The sequence below is a fragment of the Dactylosporangium sp. CA-233914 genome (assembly GCF_050942935.1).
In the GTDB taxonomy this organism is placed as follows: Bacteria; Actinomycetota; Actinomycetes; order Mycobacteriales; family Micromonosporaceae; genus Dactylosporangium.
In genome coordinates this window covers 3,318,079-3,342,212 of sequence record NZ_CP192030.1, presented here as the reverse complement: position 1 = coordinate 3,342,212, position 24,134 = coordinate 3,318,079, and the positions used below count along the sequence as shown (strand labels likewise).

Sequence of the window (24,134 nt, the reverse complement as noted above, 5' to 3'; positions counted from 1 at the left end):
TCGACCGGCCGCTACCGTGCCGGGCTCAGGTCAGCTCCGGGGTCAGCTCGAATACAGGTCGGTCCGCCGGTCGGCGAGGGGCTGGTTGAACGGGTTGTCCCGGCGCTCCCGGCGGGTGCCGATGAGGTCGACCTCGGCCGTCACCAGCTCTTCGCGGTCCCGGCTCGCGGGGCCGGCCAGCGGCCAGCCGTCGGGGCCCACGAGCACGGAGCGGCCGACGAACTCCTGCCCGCGCTCGACGCCGATCCGGCTGATCCCGGCGACGTAGTACTGATTGCTGTGCGCGCCGGTCATGCACATCAGGTGGGCCATCGCCGGCCCGTCGCCGGGCTGCCCCGGCACCGGCACCCAGTTCGACGGCAGGACGACGAGATCGGCGCCCTGCAGAGCCGCGCTGCGGAACGTCTCCGGGAACCAGGCGTCGTAGCAGATGCCCACCCCGATGCGCCCCAGTGGCGTGTCGAAGACCGGGAAGCCGGCCGTGTTGCGGTCGTAGATGCGTTTCTCGTCGTTCCACAGATGCGCCTTGCGGTAGGTGCCCAGGTGGCCGCCGGGCCCGAGCACCACCGCGGAGTTGTAGATCCGGTCGCCGTACCGCTCGGTCACGCCGCCGACGATCCAGATCTTCAGTTCCGCCGCGAGAGCCGCCCAGCCGGCGCTCGTGGGGCCGTCCGGCACCGGCTCCGCATGCTGCGCCGCCTCCGCCCGGTCCGTGAAGACATAGCCCGCCGACGCCGCCTCGGGCAGCACCACCAGCTTGGCCCCGCGGGCGGCCGCCTCCCGGATCCACAACGACGAGGCCGCGAGGTTCGCCCGGACGTCACCGAAGGTCGGCCGCATCTGGACGCCGGCCAGCAGGAAGCCGGTCACCAGGCCGCCCGGACGGCCGTGTACTTGATGTTCAGGTACTCGTCGATGCCGACCCGCCCGCCCTCGCGGCCCAGACCCGACTGCTTCACTCCGCCGAACGGCGCGGCCGGGTTGGAGATGATGCCCTGGTTGAGACCGACCATGCCGCTCTCGAGGCGTTCGCTGACCCGCAGGCCACGGGCCAGGTTCTCGGTGAAGACGTAGGACGCGAGGCCGTACTCCGAGGCGTTGGCCATGCGGACCGCCTCGCCCTCCTCGTCGAACGCCACGACCGGGGCCACCGGGCCGAAGATCTCTTCCCGGATCGTCCGGGCCTCGCCGGGTACACCGGAAAGGACGGTCGGCGCGAAGAAGTATCCGTCGCCGGCGATCGCCGCTCCCCCGGTCACGACCTTGGCGCCGGCCGCCGTCGCGTCGGCGACCAGCTCACCGACCGCCTTCACGGCGTTGCCGTCGATGAGCGGGCCCACCTCGGTCTCCGGGTCGAGCCCGTGGCCGACGCGGAGGCGGCCCAGCCGCTCGGCCAGGCCGCTGACGAAGCGGTCCACCACGCTGCGCTGGACGTAGAACCGGTTGGCGGCGGTGCAGGCCTCACCGACGTTGCGCATCTTCGCCTGTACCGCACCCTCGATCGCCAGGTCGAGGTCGGCGTCGTCGAAGACCAGGAACGGTGCGTTGCCGCCCAGTTCCATGGACGTCCGCAGCACCCGGTGGGCGGCCTGGCCCAGCAGCGTGCGGCCCACCTCGGTCGAACCGGTGAAGGACACCTTCCGCAGCCGCGCGTCGTCGAGCAGCGCCGAACTGGCCTCCCCCGACCGCGCCGTGGTGAACAGGTTGACCACGCCGCGCGGAACGCCGGCCTCCTCGAGGATCCCGACGAGCGCCAGCATCGACAGCGGGGTCTGCTTGGCCGGCTTGACCACAACCGTGCAGCCGGCCGCCAGCGCGGGACCGATCTTGCGGGTGCCCATCGCCATCGGGAAGTTCCACGGCGTGATGAGCAGGCACGGGCCGACCGGCTGGCGCATGACGACCACCCGTGAGCCGCCGCCCGGGGCGGCGAGGTAACCGCCGTCGATACGGACGGCCTCCTCGGCGAACCAGCGGAAGAACTCCGCCGCGTAGCTAACCTCCGCCTGCGACTCCGCGAAGGCCTTGCCCATCTCCAGGGTCATCAGCCCGGCCAGGTCGTCGCGCCGCGCGACCATCATCTCGAACGCCCGGCGCAGCACCTCCCCGCGTTCTCGCGGCGGCGTGCCGGCCCATGCCTGCTGAGCCCGATCGGCGGCGGCCAGGGCGTCGAGGGCATCGGCGACGGAGGCGTCGGCGACCTCCGCGATCACCGAGCCGGTCGCCGGGTCCTCCACCGTCAGCACCTTGCCGCCCTGGGCCGGGCGCCACTCTCCGTCGATGTACAGGCCCTTCGGCACCCGGCCGGCCGTCGCCGTCGCCGCGGCCATCGCCTCGTCAAATGCGGCCATTGCATCCTCCTCCACCGGCCGGTCGTCCGGTCCGGTCAGTCACCGGCGCTAGAGCCCGCCGAGCCCGCTCGGCAGATCGATATCGGTGTTGCTGAGCAGCTCGCTGAGTTGCCGCGCAGCCTTCATGACCGACTCCGCCACGTCGTCGATGCGATCGCGGGAGAGCCGGTAGGTGGGGCCGCCGATCCAGACGGCGTACGGTGTCGTGCCACGGATCCGCACGGGTGCGGCCACCGAGGCCGCGCCGATCTCCAGTTCGTCGTAGGCGAAGGCGAATCCCCGGGAGCGGACCGCGGCCAGTGAGCCCATGAACGACTCCAGGTCGCCGACCTCCTGCGGGGCGTGGGCGGCGAACTCCTCGGCGAAGTCGGCGCGGACCTGCGCCGGGTCGAGCGCCGCCAGCAGTACCTTGCCGGTGGACGTCGCCCACACCGGCTGGGTTCTGGGCACCGGCTTCAGGGTCTGGCCGATGAGCGAGGGTCCCGGCACCTGAGCCACGACCATCACCTTCGGTGCCAGCAGGACGTCGAAGCCCGCGGTCTCCTTCGTCTCCCCCGCCAGGCCCCGCAGGACTTCCCGCATGTGGCCGTACGCACCGCCCCCGTCGAGCAGGCCGCCCACGATGGACAGCAGCCCGAGCGACACCCGGTACCGCCGCGTCACCGGGTCGAGCGTCAGCCAGCTCTCGCGCTCGAGCACGGTCAGCACCCGGTAGCAGGTCGCCTTCGGGATGCCCGCCTCGCGGGCGACCTCACTCAGGCCGACGCCTTCGGGATGGGCCGCCACCGCCCGCAGCAGCCAGATGGTGCGCCGGACCAGCCCTGCTTCACCAGACGCCATCGACTTCCTCCGTATTCCGCTTGCCATCGTCAGCAGCAACTGTTCCGCTGCCATCCTGGCAGGCCCACCGCGTAACCGGGATGCCGGACGAGCCCGCAGGCCGCCCGGCACACCCGATCGGCTACTTCCCGCCTTCGGTGATGGTCACCGACTCCGGCTTGTAGGAGCTCCCGGTGACGTCCACGCCCGCGGCCTTGAGCTCGGCCTGCGCCCGTTCGGACAGGTCCGTGCGGAACGCGGAGCTGTCCGGCTTCTTCTTGAGAACCCCGGCGTTGACGGCGATGTCGATCGTCTGGTCCCAGGCCGCCTGGTCCATCGTCCCGACGCCCTTCGGCGAGGGCCAGACCAGCTTGTTGACCTCGTTGAGCATCCAGGTCTGGTGCCCCGTGCCCAGCGCGCTGCCGTGCGCCAGCACGATGTCGACGCAGCCCTTGAGGTCGTCGCGGCAGGAAGCCCAGCCACGGTACGACGCCTTGAGGAACTTCACGGCGGTGTCCTGGTTGGCCTGGCTGCTCAGCCAGTCGCCACGACTGTAGATGCCGTCCTCGAGGCTGGTGTACCCGGCGTCCTGCAGGCTGATCGCGGTGAAGTCGGACGGCTGGTACAGCTTGCCGGTCTTCGGGTTCTTGGTCTCCAGCAGCTGGGCGTACTCGTTGTAGGTCTTCGCCTGCGCGGCGTCGACCTCACGCTTGAGCAGCAGGGACATGTCGAACGGCTGCTGGATGATCTGCGTGTCCTTGGTCGGGTCGACACCGGCGCCGCGCATCGCCGCGTACAGCACCAGCTCGTTGCCGTAGCCCCAGCTGCCGACCTTCTTGCCCTTGAGGTCGGCCAGCGTCTTGATGCCGGAGTCGGCCCAGGCGACCTGCAGGTACGCGCCGCGCTGGAAGACCTGGCCGATGTTGACCAGGTCGGCACCCTGCTCCCGGGTCACCATCGTCTTGGTGACGTGGCTGACGGCGAACTCGGCGTTGCCGGAGGAGAGGACCTGCTGGGGGACGATGTTCACGCCCCCTTCCTGGATGGTGACGTCCAGGCACTCCGCGTCGTAGAACCCCTTGTCCTTCGCCGCGTAATAGCCGGCGAACTGGGCCTGGGCGACCCACTGGAGTACGACCCGGACCTTGGTCTTCGACGTGCAGTCCTTGCCGGCGTCGGACGCGGCCTGCGTCGATGTGTCGGACATGCCGCCACAGCCGGACGCGAGCAGCGCGGTGGCCGTGAGGGCGCTCAGCGCGGACGCGACGCGGCCCGGCCGGGCAGATAACCGGCTACGAATGAACATGCTGACTCCACAGGTTCTTGAGGGCACGACTACGGGCCATGGCCTACGGGTTCTCGTCGTGCAACGAGGCGTGCCAGGGCATGAGGAGGCGCTCCAGGAGGGACACGACACCGAACATGGCCAGGCCGAGGGCGCTTGCCACGGCGATCCCGGCCCAGGCGTACTCGAATCGGGGCAGTGCCGCCTGATAGGCGATGTAGACGCCGAGTGCGTTGCTCGGCCCGCCGAAGTACTCGGTCACGATCACGCCGATCACGGCGAGCGTGGATCCGAGCTTCAGCGCGTTGAACAGGAAGGGCAGCGCGTTGGGCAGCCGCAGCATCAACGCCACGTGTCGCGGCTTGGCCGCCAGCGACTGCATGACCTCCAGGTGCAGGGGTGAGACCTGGAGCAGCCCGCGGGTCGTGTTGACCAGGACGGGGAAGAACACCATCACGGCGGCGACGCCGGCCTTGGAGACCAGGCTCGTGACGCCGAACCAGTTGTTGAAGATCGGCGCCAGGGCCACGATCGGGGCGCAGTTGACGATGATGGCGACCGTGAGCACGGGACTGGACAGGCTCGGGAACCGGCTCAGTACCAGGGCCACCGCGACACCCCACACCACGCCCATGAACAGGCCGAGCAGCACCGCCTCGACGGTGATCCGCGAGGCCGACATGATCGTGGTGAACTGGCTGACGAACGCGGACAGGACCGCGCTCGGCGCCGGGACGATGAACGACGGCACGTCGAAGACGGTCACGGCGAGCTGCCACACGCCGAGGATCACCACGGCGGTGACGGCGACCGGGAGGTAGCGGCCGAGGTGGGTCCGCAGCCGGGTCCCGGCTCCGGACGACGGCAGCGGCGCGGCCTGGGTGACGCTCATCAGGCGGCCTGCTCTGCGGGCGCGCCGTGCAGCGCCGTGCGGACCTCGGTCACCTTGGCGAAGAACTCCTCGGTGGTACGGGTCGCCGCGGTCCGCGGGTACGGCAGGTCCACGTCGATGCTGGCGGCGATCCGGCCCGGGCGGGCGGTCATGACAACGATCCGCGAGGACAGGAAGACGGCCTCGGAGATGCTGTGGGTGACGAACACGACCGTGGTCCGCGTGTCCGCCCAGATTCGCAGCAGCTCGCCCTGCAGCCGCTCCCGGTTCATCTCGTCCAGGGCGCCCAGCGGCTCGTCCATGAACAGGATCGCGGGATCGGCGGACAACGCGCGGGCGATCGCCACCCGCTGCTGCATACCGCCGGACAGCTGCCACGGGAAGTGCTTGGCGAACTCGGCGAGCCGGACGAGCTCCAGCATCTCGTGGGCCTTGGCCCGCCGCGTCTGCTTGTCGGCCCCGGCGACCTGCAGCGGCAGCTCCACGTTGCGCTGCACGCTGCGCCAGTCGAACAGGCCGGCCTGCTGGAAGACCATCCCGTAGTCGCGGTCGGTCCGGGCCGCGCGGGGCGTCTTGCCGTTGAGCGACACCTCGCCGTTGGTCGGCTCGGTCAGGTCGGCCAGCACGCGCAGCAGCGTGCTCTTGCCGCAACCGCTCGGGCCCAGCAGCGACACGAACTCGCCGCGGGCGATCGACAGGTCGATGTCCTGCAGCGCGGTCACCGAGCGCTTGCCGCTGTTGAACTCCTTGTTGACTCCGCGCACAGAGATGATGGCGGGCTCAGACATCACGCCTCCCGGCATTGTTGAAGGGGACGGGCTCACCGCGCGTGGCGGTGCCGGAGCGCGATTCGCTCGATCAGGCCCAGCAGCTGCACGAACACGATGCCGGCGACCGCGGAGACCAGGACGGCCGCGTAGAGCTTCTCGGGACCGTTCGAGTAGTAGTAGGCGAAGGTGAGGATCGACCGCCCGATGCCGCGGCCGGTGCCCGCCGACAGCTCGCCGACGATGGCACCCACGACGCTCGCCGTGGCGGCCAGCCGCAGACCGGCGAACATGAACGGCAGGGCCGCCGGAATCCGCAGCCACCACAGCACCTGCCGGCGCTTGGCCCCGACGCTGTGCATGAGCTCCAGGTGCACCTTCTGCGGTGATTTGAGCCCGCGCAGCGTGTTGATGGTGACCGGGAAGAACGCGAGGTAGGCGGCGATGCCGGTCACGGCGACCCAGGGCGGGGCCCCGGCCTTGCCGCCCCAGATCACGATCATCGGGGCGATCGCCACCAGCGGTACCGTCTGCGAGGCCACCAGCCAGGGCATCAGGCCCTTGCTGACCGGAACCACGTGCAGGAACACGATCGCCAGGAGCAGGCCGAGCGCGGATCCGGCCAGCAGCCCGTAGAGGGCCTCGCGCAGCGTCACGGTGGTCTCGCCGATCAAGTACCCGGCCAGCGACATCGGATCGCCCCGCCGTGCGGGCTCGACCAGCGAGTGCAGGATCGCCGAGAGGTGGGGCATCGACAGGTCGTCGGTGGCCACCGGAAAGCCGATCTTCGTTCCGGGGACGACGTCGCCGACCGCTTGGCCCAGCGCCTTGTACCCTTCCCAGAGACCGGCCAGCGCCGCCACGACACCGATGGCGCCAACAGTGTTGATGGCATGTTTCTTCACTTCAGGTCCCCGTAGGGATCGGCCCGGCGTCACCCGTTCCGTGCGCTTGGCGCGACCCGTCTCTACCGGTGTCGGCGGCGGAACGATCTTTGTCGCGGTCATCTGCAGGCACTCTCCGAAACCTCTCGGGAGCCGTCGTCCGGCGGTGGAATCCACTGAGTGAACCATCGGATCGGATCACTCAGTGAACTGGCGGTTCACGATAGAGCGGTGACGCAGGCCACGTCAATGGATCCGGGAAGCCGGACATCTCGCGGTTCTCGCGCCCATTCGAGCCCGGATGACCTGCGAGTTTCCGGCTGTTGCCGACGTGTTTCGGATCATCCGTCCGGCCGGAGCAGTCTCGGACGAGAGTGCCCCACCAAGCGACCGTTCGTCCTGTACCGCCCCTGCGACCGTGCGGGACGACGGTCCGGCTGCAAGACGGCGCTGACCCAGCTGGACATGAGCGAGTTCCACGACCAGCACACCGCGTCGAGGCTCGCTCGCTGCTCGCCTGGCTACACTCTCGAGGACGGCCGGCTGCCGCCGGCAGCACGTCCGGCTGGCGTTATGGCGCGACGACGTACGGCTACAGGACCGCGCCGCGAGGTGCCATCTCCAGGGCCGCGACACCGCGCCCGTACAGAACGATCATCCGGTCGCCGTGGCGGGTGCGGATCATGCCGCAGTCGTTGGCGAGGGCGGTGATCGCGTGCTCGGCCAGGTCGTCGACGTCGGAGCTGTCGACGTCCTCATACGTGACGTCCAGATGGTCGCCGCTGATCAGCCGCACACGCAGGACGATCTGCGTCATGAGCTCAGCCTACGGCAGCCGTTCGGGATCGCCGAGAAATGGCATGATCGTCAACGTTTCCGCGTTCGGGCCGGGTGCTATACGGTCGGTGGGTGAGAGTCGAGCGTCATTGGTGGAACGGCGACAGCACCGTGCGAGGACGTCGTGACGTGTACATCCGCACCGATGGCGAGTCGTGGGAGGTCGAGGCCCGAGCCGGCGGCGGCTCCGGCCGGTCGAGGATCCACCAGTGCCCGAGCCAGCAGTCGGCAGAAATCCTGGCCGGGGCGTGGATGGGCGGGAGCAGCCGGTGGCAGGTCGTGACGCCCTGATCGGACGGCACCGGCGCGCCGTTCACCGCGCGTCGGCCGGCCGCGGGTTCGGGTAGACTGCCGTGATGGCCGCCCAGCATGGCGGGCCACGTCCGATGTCCCACGCCACGCGCCGCGGCCGACTCGGTCAGCGCCGGGCGGGATGTCCCCTTCGACGTTCGGAGCCTTTATGGCGGCACGCCGCCTGCGCCAGACCACCCCGTCCAACTCGTCCACCCCGTCCAGTTCCCTGACCTTCGCCGATTCCCTGACCTTCGCCGACCTCGGCGTGCCCGACGTGCTCAACCGCGCGCTGGCCGCGACCGGGGTGCACCGGCCGTTCCCGATCCAGGCCGCGACCCTGCCCGACGCGCTCGCCGGCCGCGATGTGCTCGGCCGGGGCCGCACCGGTTCGGGCAAGACCTACGCCTTCGTCCTGGCGGTGCTGACCCGCCTGGCCGCCGGCGCCGCGCCACGGCGGGCCGGACGGCCCCGGGCGCTGATCCTCGCGCCCACCCGCGAACTGGCCGCCCAGATCGACGGCGTGATGGCGCCGCTGGCGCGGGCGCTGAAGCTGCGCACGATGACCGTCTTCGGCGGCGTCGCCGCCGGGCCGCAGGTCGCCGGGCTCCGCGCCGGGGTCGACGTCCTGGTGGCCTGCCCGGGCCGGCTCGCCGACCACGTCGAGGCCGGCAACGCGCGCCTGGACGCTGTCGAGATCACCGTGCTCGACGAGGCCGACCACATGGCCGACCTCGGCTTCCTGCCGACCGTACGACGGCTGCTGGAGCAGACCCCGCGCGACGGGCAGCGCCTGCTGTTCTCCGCCACCCTGGACGCCGACGTCGACGTCCTGGTGCGGCGGTTCCTCACCGATCCGGTCGTGCACAGCGTGGACTCGACGCTCTCGCCGGTCGCCGCGATGACACACCACGTCCTGCACGTCGACGCCGAGGACCGCTTCGCCGTCCTGGTCGAGCTGGCCGCCGCGCCCGGCCGGACCGTCGTGTTCACCCGCACCAAGCGGGGGGCGAAATCACTCACCCGCCGGCTGGTCGCGGCCGGCGTGTCCGCCGTAGAGCTGCACGGCAACCTGGCCCAAGCCGCGCGCACCCGAAACCTGCGGGCGTTCTCCGACGGGGACGTGCGCACGCTGGTGGCCACCGACATCGCCGCCCGGGGCATCGACGTCGAGGACGTGGCCCTGGTCGTGCACGCGGATCCGCCGACGGAGCACAAGGCGTATCTGCACCGCTCGGGCCGCACCGCCCGGGCCGGCGCGGCCGGGACAGTCGTCACGCTGATGACCGACCGGCAGGCACCCGAGGTCCGGGAACTGACCCGCAAGGCCGGCATCGCGGCGACCACCACCCGGCTACGCCCCGGCGACGCGCTGCTGCGCACCCTCGCCCCGGGGGAGCGGACGCTGGTCCCGCAGCCGCCACCGGAATCGGCCGGCGCTCGGCACGAGGTGCAGACCGCCCAGGGCGGCCGGGGCCGACGCGGCGGCCCGCCGGCACAGGCTGCCTCGACACGGACCGCAGCGGCGCGATCCGGTGCGGCGGCCTTTTCCGCCCGGGCCCGTCCGAGCGCTCGCCGCGGCGGGCGCTGAGCGCTGCCCGGCGGGGTCGGGCAGCGAGGCCTCGACGAGTTCGGCGTCCTCGACGGGCATGGGCAGCGTTGGCTGTGTTGCGGACATGGCTGAGCCCGGCCGGTCGTCGACCGGCCGGGCGCCGCTCAGTGTGGCTGGGTGGCTCAGACGGTGCGGATGTTGGCCGCCTGCGGCCCCTTCTGGCCCTGGGTGATCTCGAACTCCACCCGCTGGTTCTCCTCAAGGCTGCGGAAGCCGCCCGCCGAGATCGCGGAGTAGTGGGCGAACACATCGGCGCCACCGCCATCCGGGGTGATGAAGCCGAAGCCCTTCTCCGCGTTGAACCACTTCACAGTACCGACGGTCATGTCCTGCTCCCTCGCAAGGCAAATGGAGACCACACGGTGCGGTCTCCCGCGTCGCCGCTTTGATGACCCTGCTCCGGAAACCCGGCAATACTGACCGCGCCCGTAGGTGTGATACCCACGGGCGCGGCAACGTATGTGGAAATCAAGACTGCAACAACCCGAACCGTAGCACGGATAACCCCTGCAAGACGCGTAGGACTGCGGGAGGCAGGGCGCGCTGGCCGTACTCGCGGGCAGCAGGGCGGCCAGGAGCCGGTCGGTGGCCCGCCGGACGATCTTGGTCATCGCTCCTCCATTGGCGGGAGCGGGCGCCCCGCTGTTCCGGCCCGCAGGCCGGGGTCTGTGACGGTGAGCCGGTGCAGCACGACGCCGCGGCCGGAGGCAGCGGGCCCGATTGCGGGAGGACCGTCCAACGAACCGGCGCGGAGCATGGGTCGCGACCGTAAACCGGCCCAGGCGCCAATTGGCGGGAGTCTTGGCTGAGCGCCAGGTTGTCCCCGGGGACGAGCAGGCGGCTCGCCGGCACGGTGGCGCCGGCACGGTCCCAGGGCGACGAATCGCCCGGCGGTGCGACGATGCGCCTCACCATCTGGCCGTGCAGGCCGCGCAGCACGACGAGCCGCCCCCCGCTTGAGCCGGCCGTATCGCGAGACGAGCAGCCGGTCGCCGGCCCGCAACGACGACTCCATGCCGCGTCCGACGACGGTCACGACGCCGAATAGCCCGGCGGCTGCCACGACCAGGATCACCACCACGAAGAACAGTCGCGCGTATCGCCCGTCGGTCCTCATCAGTTCGTCGTGTGTGCCGAGCCGGTGCGCTGGAGCTCTGCCGGCGGTCGTGGCGCTTCCTGCGCACCGAGCGGGGCGTGCAGCCGGGGCGGGCCCTGCGCGAGCTGCACAGCCGGATCCTGCGCGGCGGGCCGGTCCTAGGACCTCATCGACGGCCGGCGTCCGACGCCGTGACGGCGGGCCGACCGGGTAGGCCGAGGGCATACAAGCCTCGCTGATACATCGGCCCCGTGTCGGCGCTCTTCAGCCCGCCGGGCCGCACCCAATTCGAGGTACGGATGCGCGTGAGAACGCCCGGACTGTGGCGCGGATGACCGAGGATCGGGGACTTTCGGGGGTCCTCACCGCGGGAGCAAGTTCGATAGGATTGAACAAGTTTCGGCAGGAGGTTCGAAGGTGCGCACGAGGGCAGGGCAGGACCGCGTCGAGAACAACGGGCAAGCGCTGGTCGGTGCGCGGATGCGCCAGTTTCGCAAGGAGCGCGGGCTCACGCTGCGCGGCCTCGCCACCCAGTCCGGCCTGTCCATCGGGTTCCTCTCCCAGGTCGAGCGGGGCATCTCCGCGATCGGCCTGACCGCCCTCAACGGCGTCGCCGCGGCGCTGGACCGCCCGGTCGCCGAGTTCTTCCACACCGACGATCAGGTGGCCTCGCCGCCGGCGCCGACCGACGACCTGCCGGACCATTTCACGTTGACCCGCGCCCAGAACGGCGCGACGGAGTATGTCTCCGGCCAGACCACCTACCGCATGCTCTCCGACCGCGGCCCGCACCTGGTGCTCGAGCCCATGGTCGTGCACATCGCCCCCGGCGGGCGCCGCGAGGAGGCCTACGGCCACGCCGGCGAGGAGTTCGCCTACGTGGTGTCGGGCGAGCTGCTCTACGAGGTCGACGGCATCGAGCACCGGCTCTTCCCGGGCGACAGCCTGCACCTGCGCTCCAGCACCCCGCACCGGCTCTACAACGACACCGAGGCGGTCACCACCGTGGTCTCGGTGGTGACCCCGCGCCTGTTCTGAAGATCGTTGTTCACTCTCACGTCAAAATTTTGCTGACCGCGTCCATGGTGGCCGTCCAGGCCGGCGTGCGCGGGTCGATCACGTCGAAGTGGTCGGCGGCCAGCTCCAGCCGGACCACCCGGTCGCCGGCCGCCAGCGCGGCCCGGGCGTAGCGGCGGGACATGTCGACGAGGTCCAGCCCGTCGGCCCGGCCCTGCACCACGACCACCGGCACGCCCAGCGGCAGCCGCAGCAGCGGGTCCGCCGCCGCCAGCGCTTCTTCGTCGCCGCGCAGCGCCGCGGCGACCGCCCCGGTGCCGATCCCCCGCCGCTGCCCCTCGGCCAGGTCGAGCACGCCCGCCTGCGACACCACCACCGAGACCGTCTCGGGGGCGTCGGCCGCCGCCCGCACGGCGAGCTGCCCGCCGGCGGAGTGACCGAACAGCACCAGCCGCGACGGGTCGACCCGGGCGTCGGCCGCGCCCGCGAAGGCCAGGCTCGCGGCCACGTCGGCCGTCGTGGCGGCCCAGCCGTGACGGTCCGGGCGCCGGTACTCGAGGTTCCACGCCGCGAATCCGCGCTCGGCCAGGTCGATCGCCATCGCGTCCATGAGGTCGGCGCCCCAGACCGAGCGCCAGAAGCCGCCGTGCAGCAGCACCGCGACGGGCGCCGGGCCGGTGCCGGCGGGCAGCCGCAGCTCGCCCCACTGCTCCTCGTCGAGGCCGTAGGCGATGCGCCGGGCCGGGTGCCGCAGCCGGTGCACGGCCCGCCGGACGGCCCAGGTGACACCCCAGATCTCGCGGCCCTGGTAGTGCTCCGACCCGGCCGCGACGGGCCGTGGCCCGGTCGTGGTCAGGTCGAGCCACACCGTGCGCGGGGCGTGGCCGCCCGGCGCCGTCATCAGCCGCCGGGCCGGTGCCGTAGGCCCGGGCAGCGCGACGACGGCGCCGGTCGTTTCCTCCAGCGCGGCCGCGAGGTCGGGTGCCTCGCGGACGACGCCGTCCACGCCGAGCCCGGCGAACTCGGCCTCGGCCAGCTCGCGCACCAAATCGAGGTCGGCGACCAGGTCCGGGCCTACGAGCACGTCGACGTTCACGCCGCCTCCCGTCGCAGCAGGGGCAGCACCGCGCTGCCCAGCAGGTCCACGCCGCCGTCGTCGGTCAGCCCGTGAGGCGTGCCGAACTCCACCCGCCCGACGCCGGCGTCGATCAGCGCCTGCGCCTGGGCCGCGACCTGCTCCGGCGTGCCGGAGAACGCGAAGAGGTCGAGCACGTCGTCGGGCACGAGCCGGCCGGCGGCCGCGTGCTCGCCCCGGTCGACCAGCTCGGCGACGCGGCGGACCAGATCCGCCGGCACGCCCGCGGTCGGGTCGAGCGCGGCGACGACCGCGAGGTACATCGCGACCTCGGTGCGGGCCTTGGCCCGGGCGACGGTCCCGTCGCGGTCGACCACGGTCACCGCGCCGAGCACGATCCGCACGTCGCTCACCGACCGGCCGGCCGGTTCGGCGCCGGCCCGCAGCCGCTCGCGCATCACGGCGACCATCGCCGGGTTGGCGCTGCCGCCGACCTTGATCTCGGTGGCGATCCGGCCGGCGAGCGCCGCGCCCTGCGCACCCCAGGCGCCGATCAGCAGCGGCGGGTCGGGGCGCTGGACCGGATAGCGCAGGGCGACGCCCGGCGCGAGCCGGAACACCCGGCCCTCAAAGCCGTCGGTCCGCCCGCCGAGAAGGCGGTAGACGACCTCGGCCGCCTCGCCCAGCGCGGCGATCGGGCGGGGCTGGTCGATCCCGACCGCGCCGAGCCAGGTGCCCCGGGCCAGCCCGAGGTAGGCGCGGCCGGCCGAGGCGAGGTCGAGCGCGGCGACCTGGCCGGCGATCTCGTGGGGGGCCATCGAGTACGGGTTGAGGCAGGCGGCGCCGAGCCGCACCCGGGAGGTCGCGCCGGCCATCTCCAGCAGCGGGAAGATCGGTGGCTGGAACATGAGGTCGCCGAAGACGCTCAGCACGTCGAAGCCGTGCGCCTCGGCCGCCCGGGCCAGGCGGGCGTAGTCGCCGGGCCGCTTGTCGCTCTGGATGCCCAGGCCGATCTCGGCCCGCGCCGGGGCGCTCACGCCGTCACCTCCGCTCCGCTCCGGACCGCTCACGTGAGGTCGGCCGATCGCATCCCGCGCCGGCGGGTGCGCTCGACCCGCATCACCAGTCGCTCCTCCGGGTCGGGGCAGCAGAACAGGGTGTCGCGCTCCAGCCAGTCGCCGGCCGGCAGCGCGCGCTGCTTGGCCGCCAGGAACGGCAGGACGGCCGCCAGGGCGTACACGCAGAAGTGCTTGCCGTCAGGCAGCCGCAGGTGGGCGCTTTGCTCCAGCTCGAAGCAGTCACCGACCGCCATCCCGCAGACCGAGCGGCCCTCGATGTGCTCGACGGTGACCCTGAGGTCGTAGATCTCCATGTCGTTGTCTTCGGACATGCCTCACCCTCCGATCCGGATGACGATCTTGCCGGTGGTACGCCCGGCGGCCAGGTCCTGCAGCGCGGCGGGCGCCCCGTCCAGCGGCTCGACCCGGTTGACCGGCGGCCGGACGGCGCCCGAGGCACACAGCGCGAACAGGGTCTGGTAGGCGGCGGCGACCTCGTCCGGACGCCGCCAGGGGTAGGCCGAACCCCACGAGAGGCCGACGAGGGTGGCGTTGCGGGCGGTGAGGCGCATCGGGTCGACGGCCGGCGGCGGCCCGGCCGCGGCGCCGACGGCGACGATGCGCCCCTCGAAGGCGAGGCAGTCCAGCGAGCGGGCGAACACGTCGCCGCCGACGGGGTCGATCACGACGTCGACCCCCGCGCCGCCGGTGGCGGCGTCGACGGCCCGGGCGAAGTCCTCGGCGTGATAGTCGATCGCCACGTCGGCGCCGTTGACACGGCACATCTCGGTCTTCGCCGGGCCGCCGGCGGTGCAGATGACCCGCGCGCCGCGGGCGACGGCCAGCTGGGTGGCCGCGACCCCGACCCCGCCGGCCCCCGCGTGCACCAGCACGGTGTCCCCTGTGGACACTCCGGCGCGCTCCAGGCTGAACCACGCGGTCTGGTACGTCACCGGGATGCCCGCGCCGATCACCGGGTCGAGCGCGGCGGGCCGCGGCACGAGCAGGCCGGCCTCGACGGTGACGGTCTCGCCGAGGGCGCCGTGCGGCAGGGCCGGGCACCCGATCACCGCGCGGCCGGCGTCGGGCCCGGTCAGGACCCGCCCGCTGAACTCGACCCCGGGCGTGACCGGCGGTTCCGGCCGCACCGGGTAGGTACCGCGGCACAGCATCACGTCGAGGAAGTTGAGGCCGACCGCCTCGACCGCGACGGTGACCCGGCCCGGGCCGGGCTCCGGGTCGTCCGGCACGTCGGCGACGCCGAGCACGTCGAGCGGCTCGCCGTCGCGGTGGGCGACGAGGCGTTTCACGGCCGCACCAGCTCGGCGTGGTGGTGGACGATCAGCCAGCCGTCGCCGGTGCGGCGCAGCACGTCGGTGACGCGGGTGACGGACACCGCGTCCTCGGCCCGGGCGTGCAGCTCGTAGCGGGCCACTGCGACATCGCCGAAGACGTCGATCCGCTTGGCGTGGGCGGACAGCTCGGCCAGGCGCGGACGCCGGCCGGCGGAGTCCCGCCGGTCGCGGTACTCGTCCAGCTCGGCCCGAGTGCGCAGCGGACCCGGCAGATGCGTCTCCCAGGTGGTGACCTCCGCGTCGAGGTGGGCGTCGAAGCGGGCCCGGTCGCCGGCGAGAAACGCGGCGTACATGTCGTCGATCGCGGCGGCGACCTCCGCGCACGCGGTCACGGCCGCACCCCGGCCCGGTCGTCGCGCACCACGGCGCCCCCCTTCATCACCCATCGCACGCCCCGCAACGCCGAGGTGTCGGCGGATGGGTCGTCGTCCATCGCGATCAGGTCGGCGTACTTCCCCGCCTCGACCGTGCCCAGGTCGTCCTCGGCCCGCAGCCAGCGCACCGGCCCGAGCGTGCCGGCGTAGAGCGCCCGCTGCGGCCCGATGACGGCCGACATGTGCTCCAGCTCGCGGACGGTCGCGCTGGTGCCCTCGAACTGCCAGAACGGCGGCATGTCGCTGCCCAGCAGCACCTCCACCCCGGCGTCGACGGCGAGCTCATAGCTCTTGAGGTGCCGCTCGCCCGCGCCCAGCGACCGCTGCTGCATCCACTCCGGCACGCCCAGCTCGTCGAAGAACGCCTTGCACCGGGTGACGAGCAGGGTCGGCACGAGGGCGGTGCCGCGTTCGGCCATGAGCGCGGCCAGTTCCGCGGTCAGCTCGTAGCCGTGCTCGACACAGTCCAGGCCCAGCTGGACCGCCTCGGTGATGACCGGCGCCGGGCCGGCGTGCGCGGTGACCCGCCGGCCCCAGTCGTGCGCGGTCTTGAGTACCGCCGCCAGCTCGTCGGGGTGCAACTGGCGGGTGTCGATCGACTCGTGCCGGCCGGCGATGCCGCCGGAGATCATCACCTTGATCAGGTCGGCGCCGGCCTTGACCTGCTGGCGTACCCCGCGCCGGAACCCGTCGACGCCGTCGCACTCGAGGGTGTCGCTGCTCTCGTGGCCGTGGCCGCCGGTGCACACCAGGGCGCGACCGGCGGTGAAGATCCGCGGTCCGGGCGTGCGGCCGGCCTCGATCGAGCGGCGCAGCGCGAAGTCGGCGTGGTCCTTCTCAGCGACGCACCGGACCGTCGTCACTCCACAGTGGAGGGTACGCCGGGCGCCGTCGGCCATGTAGAGCGCGAGCTCGTGCGGGCCCATCTGCTTGAGCCGGTCACCGGCCGCGCCCGGCAGGGTGAGCGACAGGTGGGTGTGCATGTTGGCCAGGCCCGGGGTGAGCCAGGCGCCCTCGAGGTCGATGCGGGTCGCGTCCCCGCCGGCCTCGGCCAGCACCCGCTCGCGGGGGCCGACGGCGGCGATCCGCTCGCCCACCACCCAGACCGCGGCGTCCTTGACCGGCTCGATACGCCCGTCGACGACGGTGCAGTTCTCCAGCAGCAGGCTCATGGTTCCACTCCGTAGATCGTGCGGGCGGCGTCGGCGGAGACGTAGCCGTCGGCCACGTCCTCGCGGACCGCGTCCGGATGGCGCAGGGCGGGGTCGCCGTGCCCTCCGCCGCCGGCGGTCAGCACCGTCACCCGGTCGCCGGCCGCGACGGGCGTGCGCCTGGTGCTCACGGCGCGCTCCTGCGCGGTGCCGGGGAAGACCACGACGCGGTTGGCCTGCGGGGCCGCGCCGCCGTCGATCGCCCACGGCCGGGACTTCGTCTTCTTGATCACCGACAGGAACTCGCCCGGGGTCACGAACCGGATGTCCCGGCGCAGCCCCGGTCCGCCGCGGAACCGGCCGGCCCCGCCGGAGTCGGTACGGATCTCCATCCGCTCGAAGAACATGCCGGTCTTCGCCTCCAGCACCTCGACCGGCGTGATCCGGGCCTGGGTCTGACACGGGTGGTTGGCCGGCCCGATGCCGTCGTGACCGGGCGCCCCGCCCCAGCCGACCGGCTCGTTGTTGGACACCGCGAACAGCGATCCGGTGTCGGGGTGGACGCCGACCATCATGAACCCGGGCACGTCGCCGCCGGAGGAGGCCGGCAGCCGGCCGCCCATGCCCTGGGCCAGCGCCTTGTAGATCAGCTCCAGCGCGACGGTGCCGGTCCACTGGGTGAACGTCGCGGCCGGGTAGACGGCGTGGAAGAGCGTGCCCGGCTCGGCGCGCACGACCAGCGGCGCGAAGTGGCCGGCGTTCGTCTGCTCGGTCGGGGTGGTGATCGCCTTGAACGCCACCCGGCAGGTGGCGATCGTCGCGCCGAGGGGCAGGTTGACCGGGCCCGGCACGGCCGGCGACGAGCCGGCGAAGTCGACGGTGAACGTACCGCCGGCGATCGTCACGGTGACCCGCATCAGGATCTCCTCGTCGGTGATCCCGTCGTCGTCGAGCCAGTCCTCAGCCGTCCACGATCCCTGCGGCAGCGCGTCGACGGCCTCCCGGGCGGACTGCTCGGCGGCGGCGATGACGGCGTCGACCACCGCGCCCACCGTTTCCCGGCCGTAGGTGGTGAACAACTCGGCGACCCGCCGCTCGCCGGTGCGCAGGCACGCCACCTGGGCGTGCAGGTCGCCGAGCACCGCGTCGGGCATGCGCGAGTTGAACCGGATCAGCTCGTGGATCGCCTGGACCGGCTCGCCGCCCGCGAACACGCGGGTGCCCGGGAACAGCAGGCCCTCCTGGTGTACGTCGGTCGAGTCGAGCACGTAGCCGGGGTCCTTGGCACCGAGGTCCATCCAGTGGGCCCGGACGCAGAGGAAGGCCACGAGCGCGTCATCGACGAACACCGGCGCGAACAGCGTCGCGTCGTAGGCGTGCGCGGCGTTCCAGTACGGGTAGTTGAGCAGCACGATGTCGCCCGGCCGCAGCGTGTCCCGCCCGACGTACTCCACGCCCTTGCGGATCGAGTAGTCGTTGGCGCCGAGGAAGCGCGACAGACCCGTCGACTCGGCGACCAGGCGCAGGTCGGCGTCGTAGATCGAGATGCCGAAGTCGTGGACCTCGTAGATGACCGGGTTGAACGCGGTGCGCACGAGCGCGGCGCGCATCTCCTCGGCCGCGGCCACGAGGTAGCTGCGCACCACCTCGGCGGTGGCGCCGTCGACCTCAGGCATCCTCGACCCCGTAGACCTCACGGGCCTGCTCCGCCGACACGTACCCCTCGGCGACGTCCTCGCGCACCAGGTCCGGGTCGCGCTCGCGCGGGTCGCCGTGCCCGCCGCCACCGGCGGTCAGCAGCGTGACCCGGTCGCCGACGGCGACGACGGTGCGCTTGGTGCTGACCGGCTGCTCCCGGTCGGTACCCGGGAAGATGATCACCCGGTTCGCCTCCGGGGACAGCCCGCCGGCCAGGGCCCACGGCCGGGCCTTGGTCTTCTTGATGACCGACAGGAACTCCCCCGGCGTGACGAACCGGATGTCGCGGCGCAGGCCCGCCCCGCCGCGGAACCGGCCGGCCCCGCCGGAGTCGGTGCGGATCTCCATCCGCTCGAAGAACATGCCGGTCTTCGCCTCCAGCACCTCGATCGGCGTGATCCGCCCGGTGCTGCCGGAGACGTGGGTGGCGGCGTTCATGCCGTCGTGGCGCGCCGAGGCGCCCCAGCCGACCGGCTCGTTGTTGGAGACCGCGAACAGCGATCCGGTGTCGGGGTGGACGCCGACCATCATGAACCCGGGGACGTCGCCGCCCGACGAGGCCGGCAGCCGGTCGGGCATGCCCTGGGCGAGCGCCTTGAGGATCAGCTCGACCGCGACGATGCCGGTCCACAGCGTGAACGTCGGCTGCGGGTAGACGGCGTGGAACAGCGTGCCGGGCTCCGCCTTCACCACCAGCGGCGCGACGGTACCGGCGTTGGAGGGCTGGTCGGCCGACGTCAGCGACTTCAGGATGACCTTGCAGATCGCCTCGGTCGCGCCGTAGGGCATGTTGACCGGCCCGGCCACGGCCGGCGACGACCCGGCGAAGTCGACCGTGAACGCGCCGTCGGCGATCGTGACGGTCACCTTCATCTGGATCGGCTCGTCGGTGATGCCGTCGTCGTCGAGCACGTCCTCGGCGCTCCAGGAGCCCTGCGGCAGCGCGGCCAGGGCCGAGCGGGTGCGGGCGGCGCCGTCGGCGATCATCCGCTCGATCGTCGCCTCGACGGTCGGCCGGCCGAACTTCTCGACGATCTCCAGCAGCCGCCGCTCGCCGGTGCGCAGCGCGGCGATCTGGGCGTGCAGGTCGCCCATCACCTCGTCGGGCATGCGCGAGTTGAACCGGATCAGCTCGTGGATCTCGCGGACCGGCTCGCCGCGCGACACCACCTTGGTGCCCGGGAAGAGGATGCCTTCCTGGTGTACGTCGGTGGAGTCCAGCACGTAGCCCGGGTCCTTGGCGCCGAGGTCCATCCAGTGTGCGCGGACGCAGAGGAAGCCCAGCAGCGGCCCGCCGGGGGCGAACACCGGGGCGAACAGCGTCGCGTCGTAGGCGTGCGCGGCGTTCCAGTACGGGTAGTTGAGCAGCACGACGTCGCCCGGGTGCAGGTTCTCCCGCCCGACGTACTCCACGCCCTTGGCGAGCGAGAAGTCGTTGGCGCCGAGGAAGAACGTCAGCCCGGTCGCCTCGGCCACCAGGCGCAGGCCGGCGTCGTACAGCGAGAGCCCGAAGTCGTGGACCTCGTAGATGACCGGGTTGAACGAGGTACGGATCAGCGTGGCCCGCATCTCCTCGGCCGCGGCCAGCAGGTAGGAGCGCACGACCTCGGCGGTGGCGCCGTCCAGTGGGGTCGTCTCGGGGCTCATCGCGCACGCACCAGCAGGTAGCCGTGCCCGTCGACCGACACCCGCTGGCCCGAGTGGACCACCGTCGTCGATGTGCCCTCGTCGACCAGCGCCGGACCGTCGAACGCGTCGCCCGGCGCGAGCAGCGCCCGGTCGTAGACGTCGAACGGCACGACCGCCCGGGCACCGAAGTCGAACGCGTCCCGGCGCCCGAGCAGGGCCCGGGCCGCATCGCCGTCGCCCGGCGGCGGCTCGACCAGCGTCGGGCTCGCCGTGCGGCCCACCGCCCGCAGCCGCAGGTTCAGGATCTGCAGGCGGTTGGCCATCGCGTGGCCGTACCGGGCGGTGTGCAGCTCCTGGAACGCGGCCCGCACGCCGTCGGGGTCGAGGGCCTCGCGCCCGACCGTGACCGTGAGGCTGTGCTCCTGCCCGAGGTAGCGCAGCTCCAGCTGCCGCTGCAGGACCGCCAGCTGCGCGGGCACGCCCTGCGCGCTGAGCGAGGCCAGCGCCTCGGCCTCGACCGCGGCGAAGGTCGCCTCGACCGCGGCCGGCTCGACCTCGTCGAGCGGCCTCATCAGGGTACGGCTGAAGTTGTCCTCGATGTCGGCGCTGAGCATGCCCCACGCCGAGAAGCCCGACGGCGCGAACGGCACGATGACCTCGGCGATGCCCATCTCCCGGGCGAGCAGCGGCGCCAGCAGCGGCCCGGCGCCGCCGAAGGCGAGCAGCGAGAACTGCCGCGGGTCGCGGCCGCGCTCGACGGTGATCTGCCGGACCGCGCCGACGGTGCGCGCGAGCAGCACGTCGAAGATGCCCGCGGCCGCCGCCTCGACCGGCAGCCCGAGCGGCCCGGCCACCTGCTCGTCGAGGGCCTTGCGGGCCGCGTCGGCCTGCAGCCCCATCTCGCCGCCGAGGAACCGGTCGGGGTCGACGTAGCCGAGCGCGACGGCCGCGTCGGTGACCGTCGGGCGGGTGCCGCCGCGGCCGTAGCAGACCGGGCCCGGGTCGGCGCCGGCGCTGTGCGGGCCGACCTTGAGCAGCCCCCGGTCGAGCCAGGCGATCGAGCCGCCACCGGCGCCGATGGTGCGGATGTCGTACGTCGGGATCAGCAGCGGGAAGTGCTCCAGCTGGGCCTCGTGCGCGGCGACCGCGCTGCCCTGCTCGATGACGCACGCGTCGAGCGAGGTGCCGCCGATGTCGAAGGTGAGGAGGCTGTCGCGGCCCAGCGCGCCGGCGAGGTACGCGGCGCCGACGATGCCGCCGGCCGGTCCGCTCAGGACGGTGTGGGTCGGCGAGCGCTTGGCCGCCTCGCTGGTCATCGACCCGCCACCGGAGCGCATGATGAGGAAGCGCCCGGCGAAGCCGCCGTCGGCCAGCCCTTGCTCCAGCTCGTCGACGTAGCGCTCGAAGATCGGGCGGATGTACGCCTCCAGCACGGTGGTGCTGGTGCGCTCGTACTCGCGGTACTCCCGCGCGATGTCCGTCGACAGCGAGAGGCTGACGTCGGGGTAGCGCTCGCGGATGAGGGCCGCCGCGGCGCGCTCGTGCGACGGGTCGAGGAACGCGTGCAGGAAGCAGATGGCGATCGAGCGCACACCCTGCACCTCGACCAGCTCGCGGGCCGCGGCCAGCACCGAGTCGGCGTCGAGGTCCTCCACCACGCGGCCCTTGTAGTCCAGCCGCCCCTTCACCCCCGCCGTGTGCCGGCGCTTGACCAGGCTCGGCGGGCGCTCGTACTGGAAGTCGTACATGTGGTCGGAGGGGACGTTGCCGCGCCCGATCAGGAACACGTCGCGGAAGCCCTCGTTGGTGATGATGCCGGTCGCCGCGCCGCGGCGCTCCAGCACCGCGTTGAGGCCCAGCGTCGTACCGTGGATGAACAGCTCGACCTCGGACAGATCCGTGCCGAGCGCGGCCACCGCGGCGAGCACGCCGTCGGCCGGGCGGGCCGGGGTGGTCGACGCCTTGCGGAACCGCACCCGATTGGTCCGGGTGTCCAGCTCCATCGCGTCGACGAACGTGCCGCCGATGTCGACGGCCAGCCTGAGGCTCACACCAACTCCCCAATCTCCGGCACCCGCCAGCAGGCGGCCCGGCTCTCCCCGTACTGCTGCAACTGCTGGTCCTCGCCGCGGCACCGGTCGGTGACGAACGGGCACCGGGCCGCGAGGGCGCACCCGGTCGCCGCGTCGGCCTCCTCCAGGTCGCGGACCAGGGTCACGCCCCGCGACAGCAGGGCCCGCGTGTAGGGGTGCCGCGGCCGCGCGAAGACCTCCTCGACCGGCCCCTCCTCGACGATCCGGCCGAGATAGAGCACGACGACCCGGTCGGCGAACCCACGGACGGTGGCGAGGTCGTGCGAGATGAACACCGAGCCGTGCGAGCGGTCCGCGGCGACCTCGTCGATCACCGCGAGGATCTGCGCCTGCACGGTCACGTCCAGCGCCGACGTCGGCTCGTCGAAGACGATCAGGTCCGGCTCGGCGACGAGCGCGCGGGCGATGCCGACCCGCTGCGCCTGGCCGCCGCTGAGCTCGTGCGGGCGGCGGGCGAGGATGGAGCGGTCCAGCTCCATCCGGTCGAGCACGGCGGCCGCCCGGCCGGCCCGCTCGGCCGCGGGGACGCCGAGCGCGCGCAGCGGTTCGCCGATCGCGTCCTCGACGCTGCGGCGCGGGCTGAGCGAGCCGATCGGGTCCTGGAAGACCAGCGAGCTGCGGGCGGCCGTGACGCTGCCGCGGGTCGGCTTGGCGAGCCCCACGATGAGCCGGGCGAGGGTGGACTTGCCGCACCCGCTCTCGCCGACGACGCCGATCCGCTCGCCCTTGGCGACGGTGAGGCTGACCCCGCGCAGCGCGTGGTGCCCGCCCCGGCCGAACCGGCTCTTGTAGACCACGTGCGCGTCGTCCACGACGAGCACGGGCTCGGCGTCCGCGGTCGTGGCGGCCCGCCGGGCGGGTGTGCCGAGCGTGACGTCGGTTGCCTGCCCCGCCTCGACGGCCTCGTGCAGCGGGTGGAAACAGGCCGCCGTCCACTGCCGGCCCTGCTGCGTCAGTCGCGGGCGGGAGGCCCGGCAGTCGTCCTCGGCGTGCGCGCAGCGCGGCGCGAAGGGGCACGCGGTCGGCGCCTCGCGCAGCAGCGGCATCGCGCCCGGCGTCACCACCACGGGCCGGCCGTCGAGGTCGGGCACCGAGCGCAGCAGTGCCCGGGTGTACGGGTGCGCCGGCGCGGTCAGCACCTGCCGGGCCGGGCCGGTCTCGGCGACGGTGCCCGCGTAGAGGACCACGATGCGGTCGCACACGGCGGCGATCGCGTTGATGTCGTGGGAGACCAGCAGCACGCCGCGGCCGTCGGTGTCGGCGGCGTGGCGGAACTGGCGCAGGATCTCGGCGGTCAGCGTCACGTCGAGGCCCGTGGTCGGCTCGTCGGCGATGAGCAGGCGCGGCGCGCACCCGGTGGCGAGCGAGATCATCACCCGCTGGGCCATGCCGCCGGACAGCTCGTGCGGGTAGGCGCCGAGGCGGCGGCGGGCGCTGCGGATGCCGACCGCCTCGAACAGCTCCAGCGCCGACTCGCGGGCCCGCTCGCCGTCCATGTCCTGATGGGTCCGGAGCCGGTCGACCAACTGCCGGCCGGCGGTGCGGGTCGGGCTGAGCGCGCCGCGCGGGTTCTGGAAGCACATCGCGGCACCGTGGCCGCGGTGGTGGGCCAGCCGCTCGGCGGACATGGTCAGCACGTCGACGCCGTCGAAGCGGACCCGGCCGGTCGCCACCGAGCCGGTGGGCAGCATGCCGACGATGGCCCGGCCGACCATGCTCTTGCCGCCGCCGCTCTCCCCGACCAGCCCGACGACCTCGCCGGCGTCGACGGTGAACGAGACGTCGCTGAGCGCGGCGACGCGGCCGCCGATGACGACGGAGAGGTTGTCGATGGAAAGCAGGCTCACGTG

Annotated in this window: 22 protein-coding genes; 3 read left to right on the top strand and 19 right to left on the bottom strand. The window is 72.7% G+C overall.

Annotation, left to right across the window (positions count from 1 at the left end; genetic code table 11):
* Positions 1-42: 42 nt before the first annotated feature.
* From ACQPY0_RS15445 to ACQPY0_RS15410, 8 genes are all read right to left on the bottom strand, one after another.
* On the bottom strand, positions 43-870 hold the full coding sequence (locus tag ACQPY0_RS15445) for a nitrilase family protein (protein WP_432989253.1): 828 nt from the start codon (positions 868-870) through the stop codon (positions 43-45).
* On the bottom strand, positions 867-2,351 hold the full coding sequence (locus ACQPY0_RS15440) for an NAD-dependent succinate-semialdehyde dehydrogenase (protein ID WP_432989251.1): 1,485 nt from the start codon (positions 2,349-2,351) through the stop codon (positions 867-869). Before ACQPY0_RS15440 ends, ACQPY0_RS15445 begins: the two co-directional genes overlap by 4 nt.
* A 48-nt stretch (positions 2,352-2,399) precedes the next feature.
* Positions 2,400-3,191 carry an IclR family transcriptional regulator gene (locus tag ACQPY0_RS15435; RefSeq protein ID WP_432989249.1) on the bottom strand — a complete coding sequence of 264 codons (792 nt, stop codon included), beginning with the start codon at positions 3,189-3,191 and terminating at the stop codon, positions 2,400-2,402.
* A 121-nt stretch (positions 3,192-3,312) separates the two neighbouring features.
* Positions 3,313-4,476, bottom strand: coding sequence for an ABC transporter substrate-binding protein (locus tag ACQPY0_RS15430; protein ID WP_432989247.1), 1,164 nt, complete (start codon positions 4,474-4,476; stop codon positions 3,313-3,315).
* A 43-nt stretch (positions 4,477-4,519) separates the two neighbouring features.
* Complete coding sequence (locus tag ACQPY0_RS15425; protein ID WP_432989246.1) at positions 4,520-5,347, bottom strand: ABC transporter permease; 828 nt, start codon at positions 5,345-5,347, stop codon at positions 4,520-4,522.
* Positions 5,347-6,135 carry an ABC transporter ATP-binding protein gene (locus ACQPY0_RS15420; RefSeq protein WP_432989244.1) on the bottom strand — a complete coding sequence of 263 codons (789 nt, stop codon included), beginning with the start codon at positions 6,133-6,135 and terminating at the stop codon, positions 5,347-5,349. Before ACQPY0_RS15420 ends, ACQPY0_RS15425 begins: the two co-directional genes overlap by 1 nt.
* 32 nt (positions 6,136-6,167) lie before the next feature.
* On the bottom strand, positions 6,168-7,019 hold the full coding sequence (locus tag ACQPY0_RS15415) for an ABC transporter permease (protein ID WP_432989242.1): 852 nt from the start codon (positions 7,017-7,019) through the stop codon (positions 6,168-6,170).
* 571 nt (positions 7,020-7,590) lie between these two features.
* Entirely contained in the window at positions 7,591-7,815 is a 225-nt protein-coding gene (locus tag ACQPY0_RS15410) for a hypothetical protein (protein WP_432989240.1), read from the bottom strand.
* Between the two features lie 92 nt (positions 7,816-7,907).
* Here ACQPY0_RS15410 and ACQPY0_RS15405 point away from each other — a divergent pair, with 92 nt between their 5' ends.
* Both ACQPY0_RS15405 and ACQPY0_RS15400 read left to right on the top strand, forming a co-directional pair.
* Positions 7,908-8,126 carry a hypothetical protein gene (locus tag ACQPY0_RS15405; protein WP_432989238.1) on the top strand — a complete coding sequence of 73 codons (219 nt, stop codon included), beginning with the start codon at positions 7,908-7,910 and terminating at the stop codon, positions 8,124-8,126.
* A gap of 169 nt (positions 8,127-8,295) precedes the next feature.
* On the top strand, positions 8,296-9,717 hold the full coding sequence (locus ACQPY0_RS15400; RefSeq protein WP_432989236.1) for a DEAD/DEAH box helicase: 1,422 nt from the start codon (positions 8,296-8,298) through the stop codon (positions 9,715-9,717).
* Between the two features lie 143 nt (positions 9,718-9,860).
* On the opposite strand, the gene ACQPY0_RS15395 is transcribed toward ACQPY0_RS15400, so the two are convergent.
* Positions 9,861-10,064 carry a cold-shock protein gene (locus tag ACQPY0_RS15395; RefSeq protein WP_432989234.1) on the bottom strand — a complete coding sequence of 68 codons (204 nt, stop codon included), beginning with the start codon at positions 10,062-10,064 and terminating at the stop codon, positions 9,861-9,863.
* A gap of 1,187 nt (positions 10,065-11,251) precedes the next feature.
* Here ACQPY0_RS15395 and ACQPY0_RS15390 point away from each other — a divergent pair.
* Entirely contained in the window at positions 11,252-11,872 is a 621-nt protein-coding gene (locus tag ACQPY0_RS15390; protein WP_432989232.1) for a helix-turn-helix domain-containing protein, read from the top strand.
* Between the two features lie 16 nt (positions 11,873-11,888).
* Here the strand turns inward: ACQPY0_RS15390 and ACQPY0_RS15385 are convergent, their stop codons facing one another.
* Genes ACQPY0_RS15385 through ACQPY0_RS15340 form a run of 10 tightly spaced genes read right to left on the bottom strand, consistent with a single transcriptional unit; the run spans position 11,889 to position 24,131 of the window.
* Entirely contained in the window at positions 11,889-12,947 is a 1,059-nt protein-coding gene (locus ACQPY0_RS15385; protein ID WP_432989230.1) for an alpha/beta hydrolase family protein, read from the bottom strand.
* The gene (locus ACQPY0_RS15380; protein ID WP_432989228.1) at positions 12,944-13,963 is read right to left on the bottom strand and encodes an LLM class flavin-dependent oxidoreductase; all 1,020 of its coding nucleotides are present in this window, start codon (positions 13,961-13,963) and stop codon (positions 12,944-12,946) included. Before ACQPY0_RS15380 ends, ACQPY0_RS15385 begins: the two co-directional genes overlap by 4 nt.
* A gap of 29 nt (positions 13,964-13,992) precedes the next feature.
* A complete protein-coding gene (locus ACQPY0_RS15375; protein ID WP_432989226.1) occupies positions 13,993-14,316 on the bottom strand; it encodes a TIGR04076 family protein in 324 nt (107 codons plus the stop codon).
* Between the two features lie 3 nt (positions 14,317-14,319).
* Entirely contained in the window at positions 14,320-15,294 is a 975-nt protein-coding gene (locus ACQPY0_RS15370; RefSeq protein WP_432989224.1) for an NADPH:quinone oxidoreductase family protein, read from the bottom strand.
* A complete protein-coding gene (locus tag ACQPY0_RS15365) occupies positions 15,291-15,671 on the bottom strand; it encodes a nuclear transport factor 2 family protein (protein WP_432989222.1) in 381 nt (126 codons plus the stop codon). The genes ACQPY0_RS15370 and ACQPY0_RS15365 overlap by 4 nt, the downstream gene beginning before the upstream one ends.
* On the bottom strand, positions 15,668-16,885 hold the full coding sequence (locus ACQPY0_RS15360) for an amidohydrolase family protein (protein ID WP_432989220.1): 1,218 nt from the start codon (positions 16,883-16,885) through the stop codon (positions 15,668-15,670). Before ACQPY0_RS15360 ends, ACQPY0_RS15365 begins: the two co-directional genes overlap by 4 nt.
* Positions 16,882-18,540, bottom strand: coding sequence for a hydantoinase B/oxoprolinase family protein (locus ACQPY0_RS15355; RefSeq protein ID WP_432989218.1), 1,659 nt, complete (start codon positions 18,538-18,540; stop codon positions 16,882-16,884). The genes ACQPY0_RS15360 and ACQPY0_RS15355 overlap by 4 nt, the downstream gene beginning before the upstream one ends.
* The gene (locus ACQPY0_RS15350; RefSeq protein WP_432989216.1) at positions 18,533-20,209 is read right to left on the bottom strand and encodes a hydantoinase B/oxoprolinase family protein; all 1,677 of its coding nucleotides are present in this window, start codon (positions 20,207-20,209) and stop codon (positions 18,533-18,535) included. Before ACQPY0_RS15350 ends, ACQPY0_RS15355 begins: the two co-directional genes overlap by 8 nt.
* Positions 20,206-22,242, bottom strand: a complete 2,037-nt coding sequence (locus tag ACQPY0_RS15345; protein WP_432989214.1) for a hydantoinase/oxoprolinase family protein — start codon at positions 22,240-22,242, stop codon at positions 20,206-20,208. The genes ACQPY0_RS15350 and ACQPY0_RS15345 overlap by 4 nt, the downstream gene beginning before the upstream one ends.
* Positions 22,239-24,131, bottom strand: a complete 1,893-nt coding sequence (locus tag ACQPY0_RS15340) for a dipeptide ABC transporter ATP-binding protein (protein ID WP_432989212.1) — start codon at positions 24,129-24,131, stop codon at positions 22,239-22,241. Before ACQPY0_RS15340 ends, ACQPY0_RS15345 begins: the two co-directional genes overlap by 4 nt.
* Positions 24,132-24,134 lie beyond the last annotated feature (3 nt).

What these genes read in the sequence shown, in the direction of transcription:
- ACQPY0_RS15440 (WP_432989251.1), bottom strand. Translation starts at nt 2,351, where the DNA reads ATGGCCGCATTTGACGAGGCGATGGCCGCGGCGACGGCGACGGCCGGC.
- ACQPY0_RS15435 (WP_432989249.1), bottom strand. Translation starts at nt 3,191, where the DNA reads ATGGCGTCTGGTGAAGCAGGGCTGGTCCGGCGCACCATCTGGCTGCTG.
- ACQPY0_RS15430 (WP_432989247.1), bottom strand. Translation starts at nt 4,476, where the DNA reads ATGTTCATTCGTAGCCGGTTATCTGCCCGGCCGGGCCGCGTCGCGTCC.
- ACQPY0_RS15425 (WP_432989246.1), bottom strand. Translation starts at nt 5,347, where the DNA reads ATGAGCGTCACCCAGGCCGCGCCGCTGCCGTCGTCCGGAGCCGGGACC.
- ACQPY0_RS15420 (WP_432989244.1), bottom strand. Translation starts at nt 6,135, where the DNA reads ATGTCTGAGCCCGCCATCATCTCTGTGCGCGGAGTCAACAAGGAGTTC.
- ACQPY0_RS15410 (WP_432989240.1), bottom strand. Translation starts at nt 7,815, where the DNA reads ATGACGCAGATCGTCCTGCGTGTGCGGCTGATCAGCGGCGACCATCTG.
- ACQPY0_RS15400 (WP_432989236.1), top strand. Translation starts at nt 8,296, where the DNA reads ATGGCGGCACGCCGCCTGCGCCAGACCACCCCGTCCAACTCGTCCACC.
- ACQPY0_RS15395 (WP_432989234.1), bottom strand. Translation starts at nt 10,064, where the DNA reads ATGACCGTCGGTACTGTGAAGTGGTTCAACGCGGAGAAGGGCTTCGGC.
- ACQPY0_RS15375 (WP_432989226.1), bottom strand. Translation starts at nt 14,316, where the DNA reads ATGTCCGAAGACAACGACATGGAGATCTACGACCTCAGGGTCACCGTC.
- ACQPY0_RS15360 (WP_432989220.1), bottom strand. Translation starts at nt 16,885, where the DNA reads ATGAGCCTGCTGCTGGAGAACTGCACCGTCGTCGACGGGCGTATCGAG.
- ACQPY0_RS15355 (WP_432989218.1), bottom strand. Translation starts at nt 18,540, where the DNA reads ATGCCTGAGGTCGACGGCGCCACCGCCGAGGTGGTGCGCAGCTACCTC.
- ACQPY0_RS15350 (WP_432989216.1), bottom strand. Translation starts at nt 20,209, where the DNA reads ATGAGCCCCGAGACGACCCCACTGGACGGCGCCACCGCCGAGGTCGTG.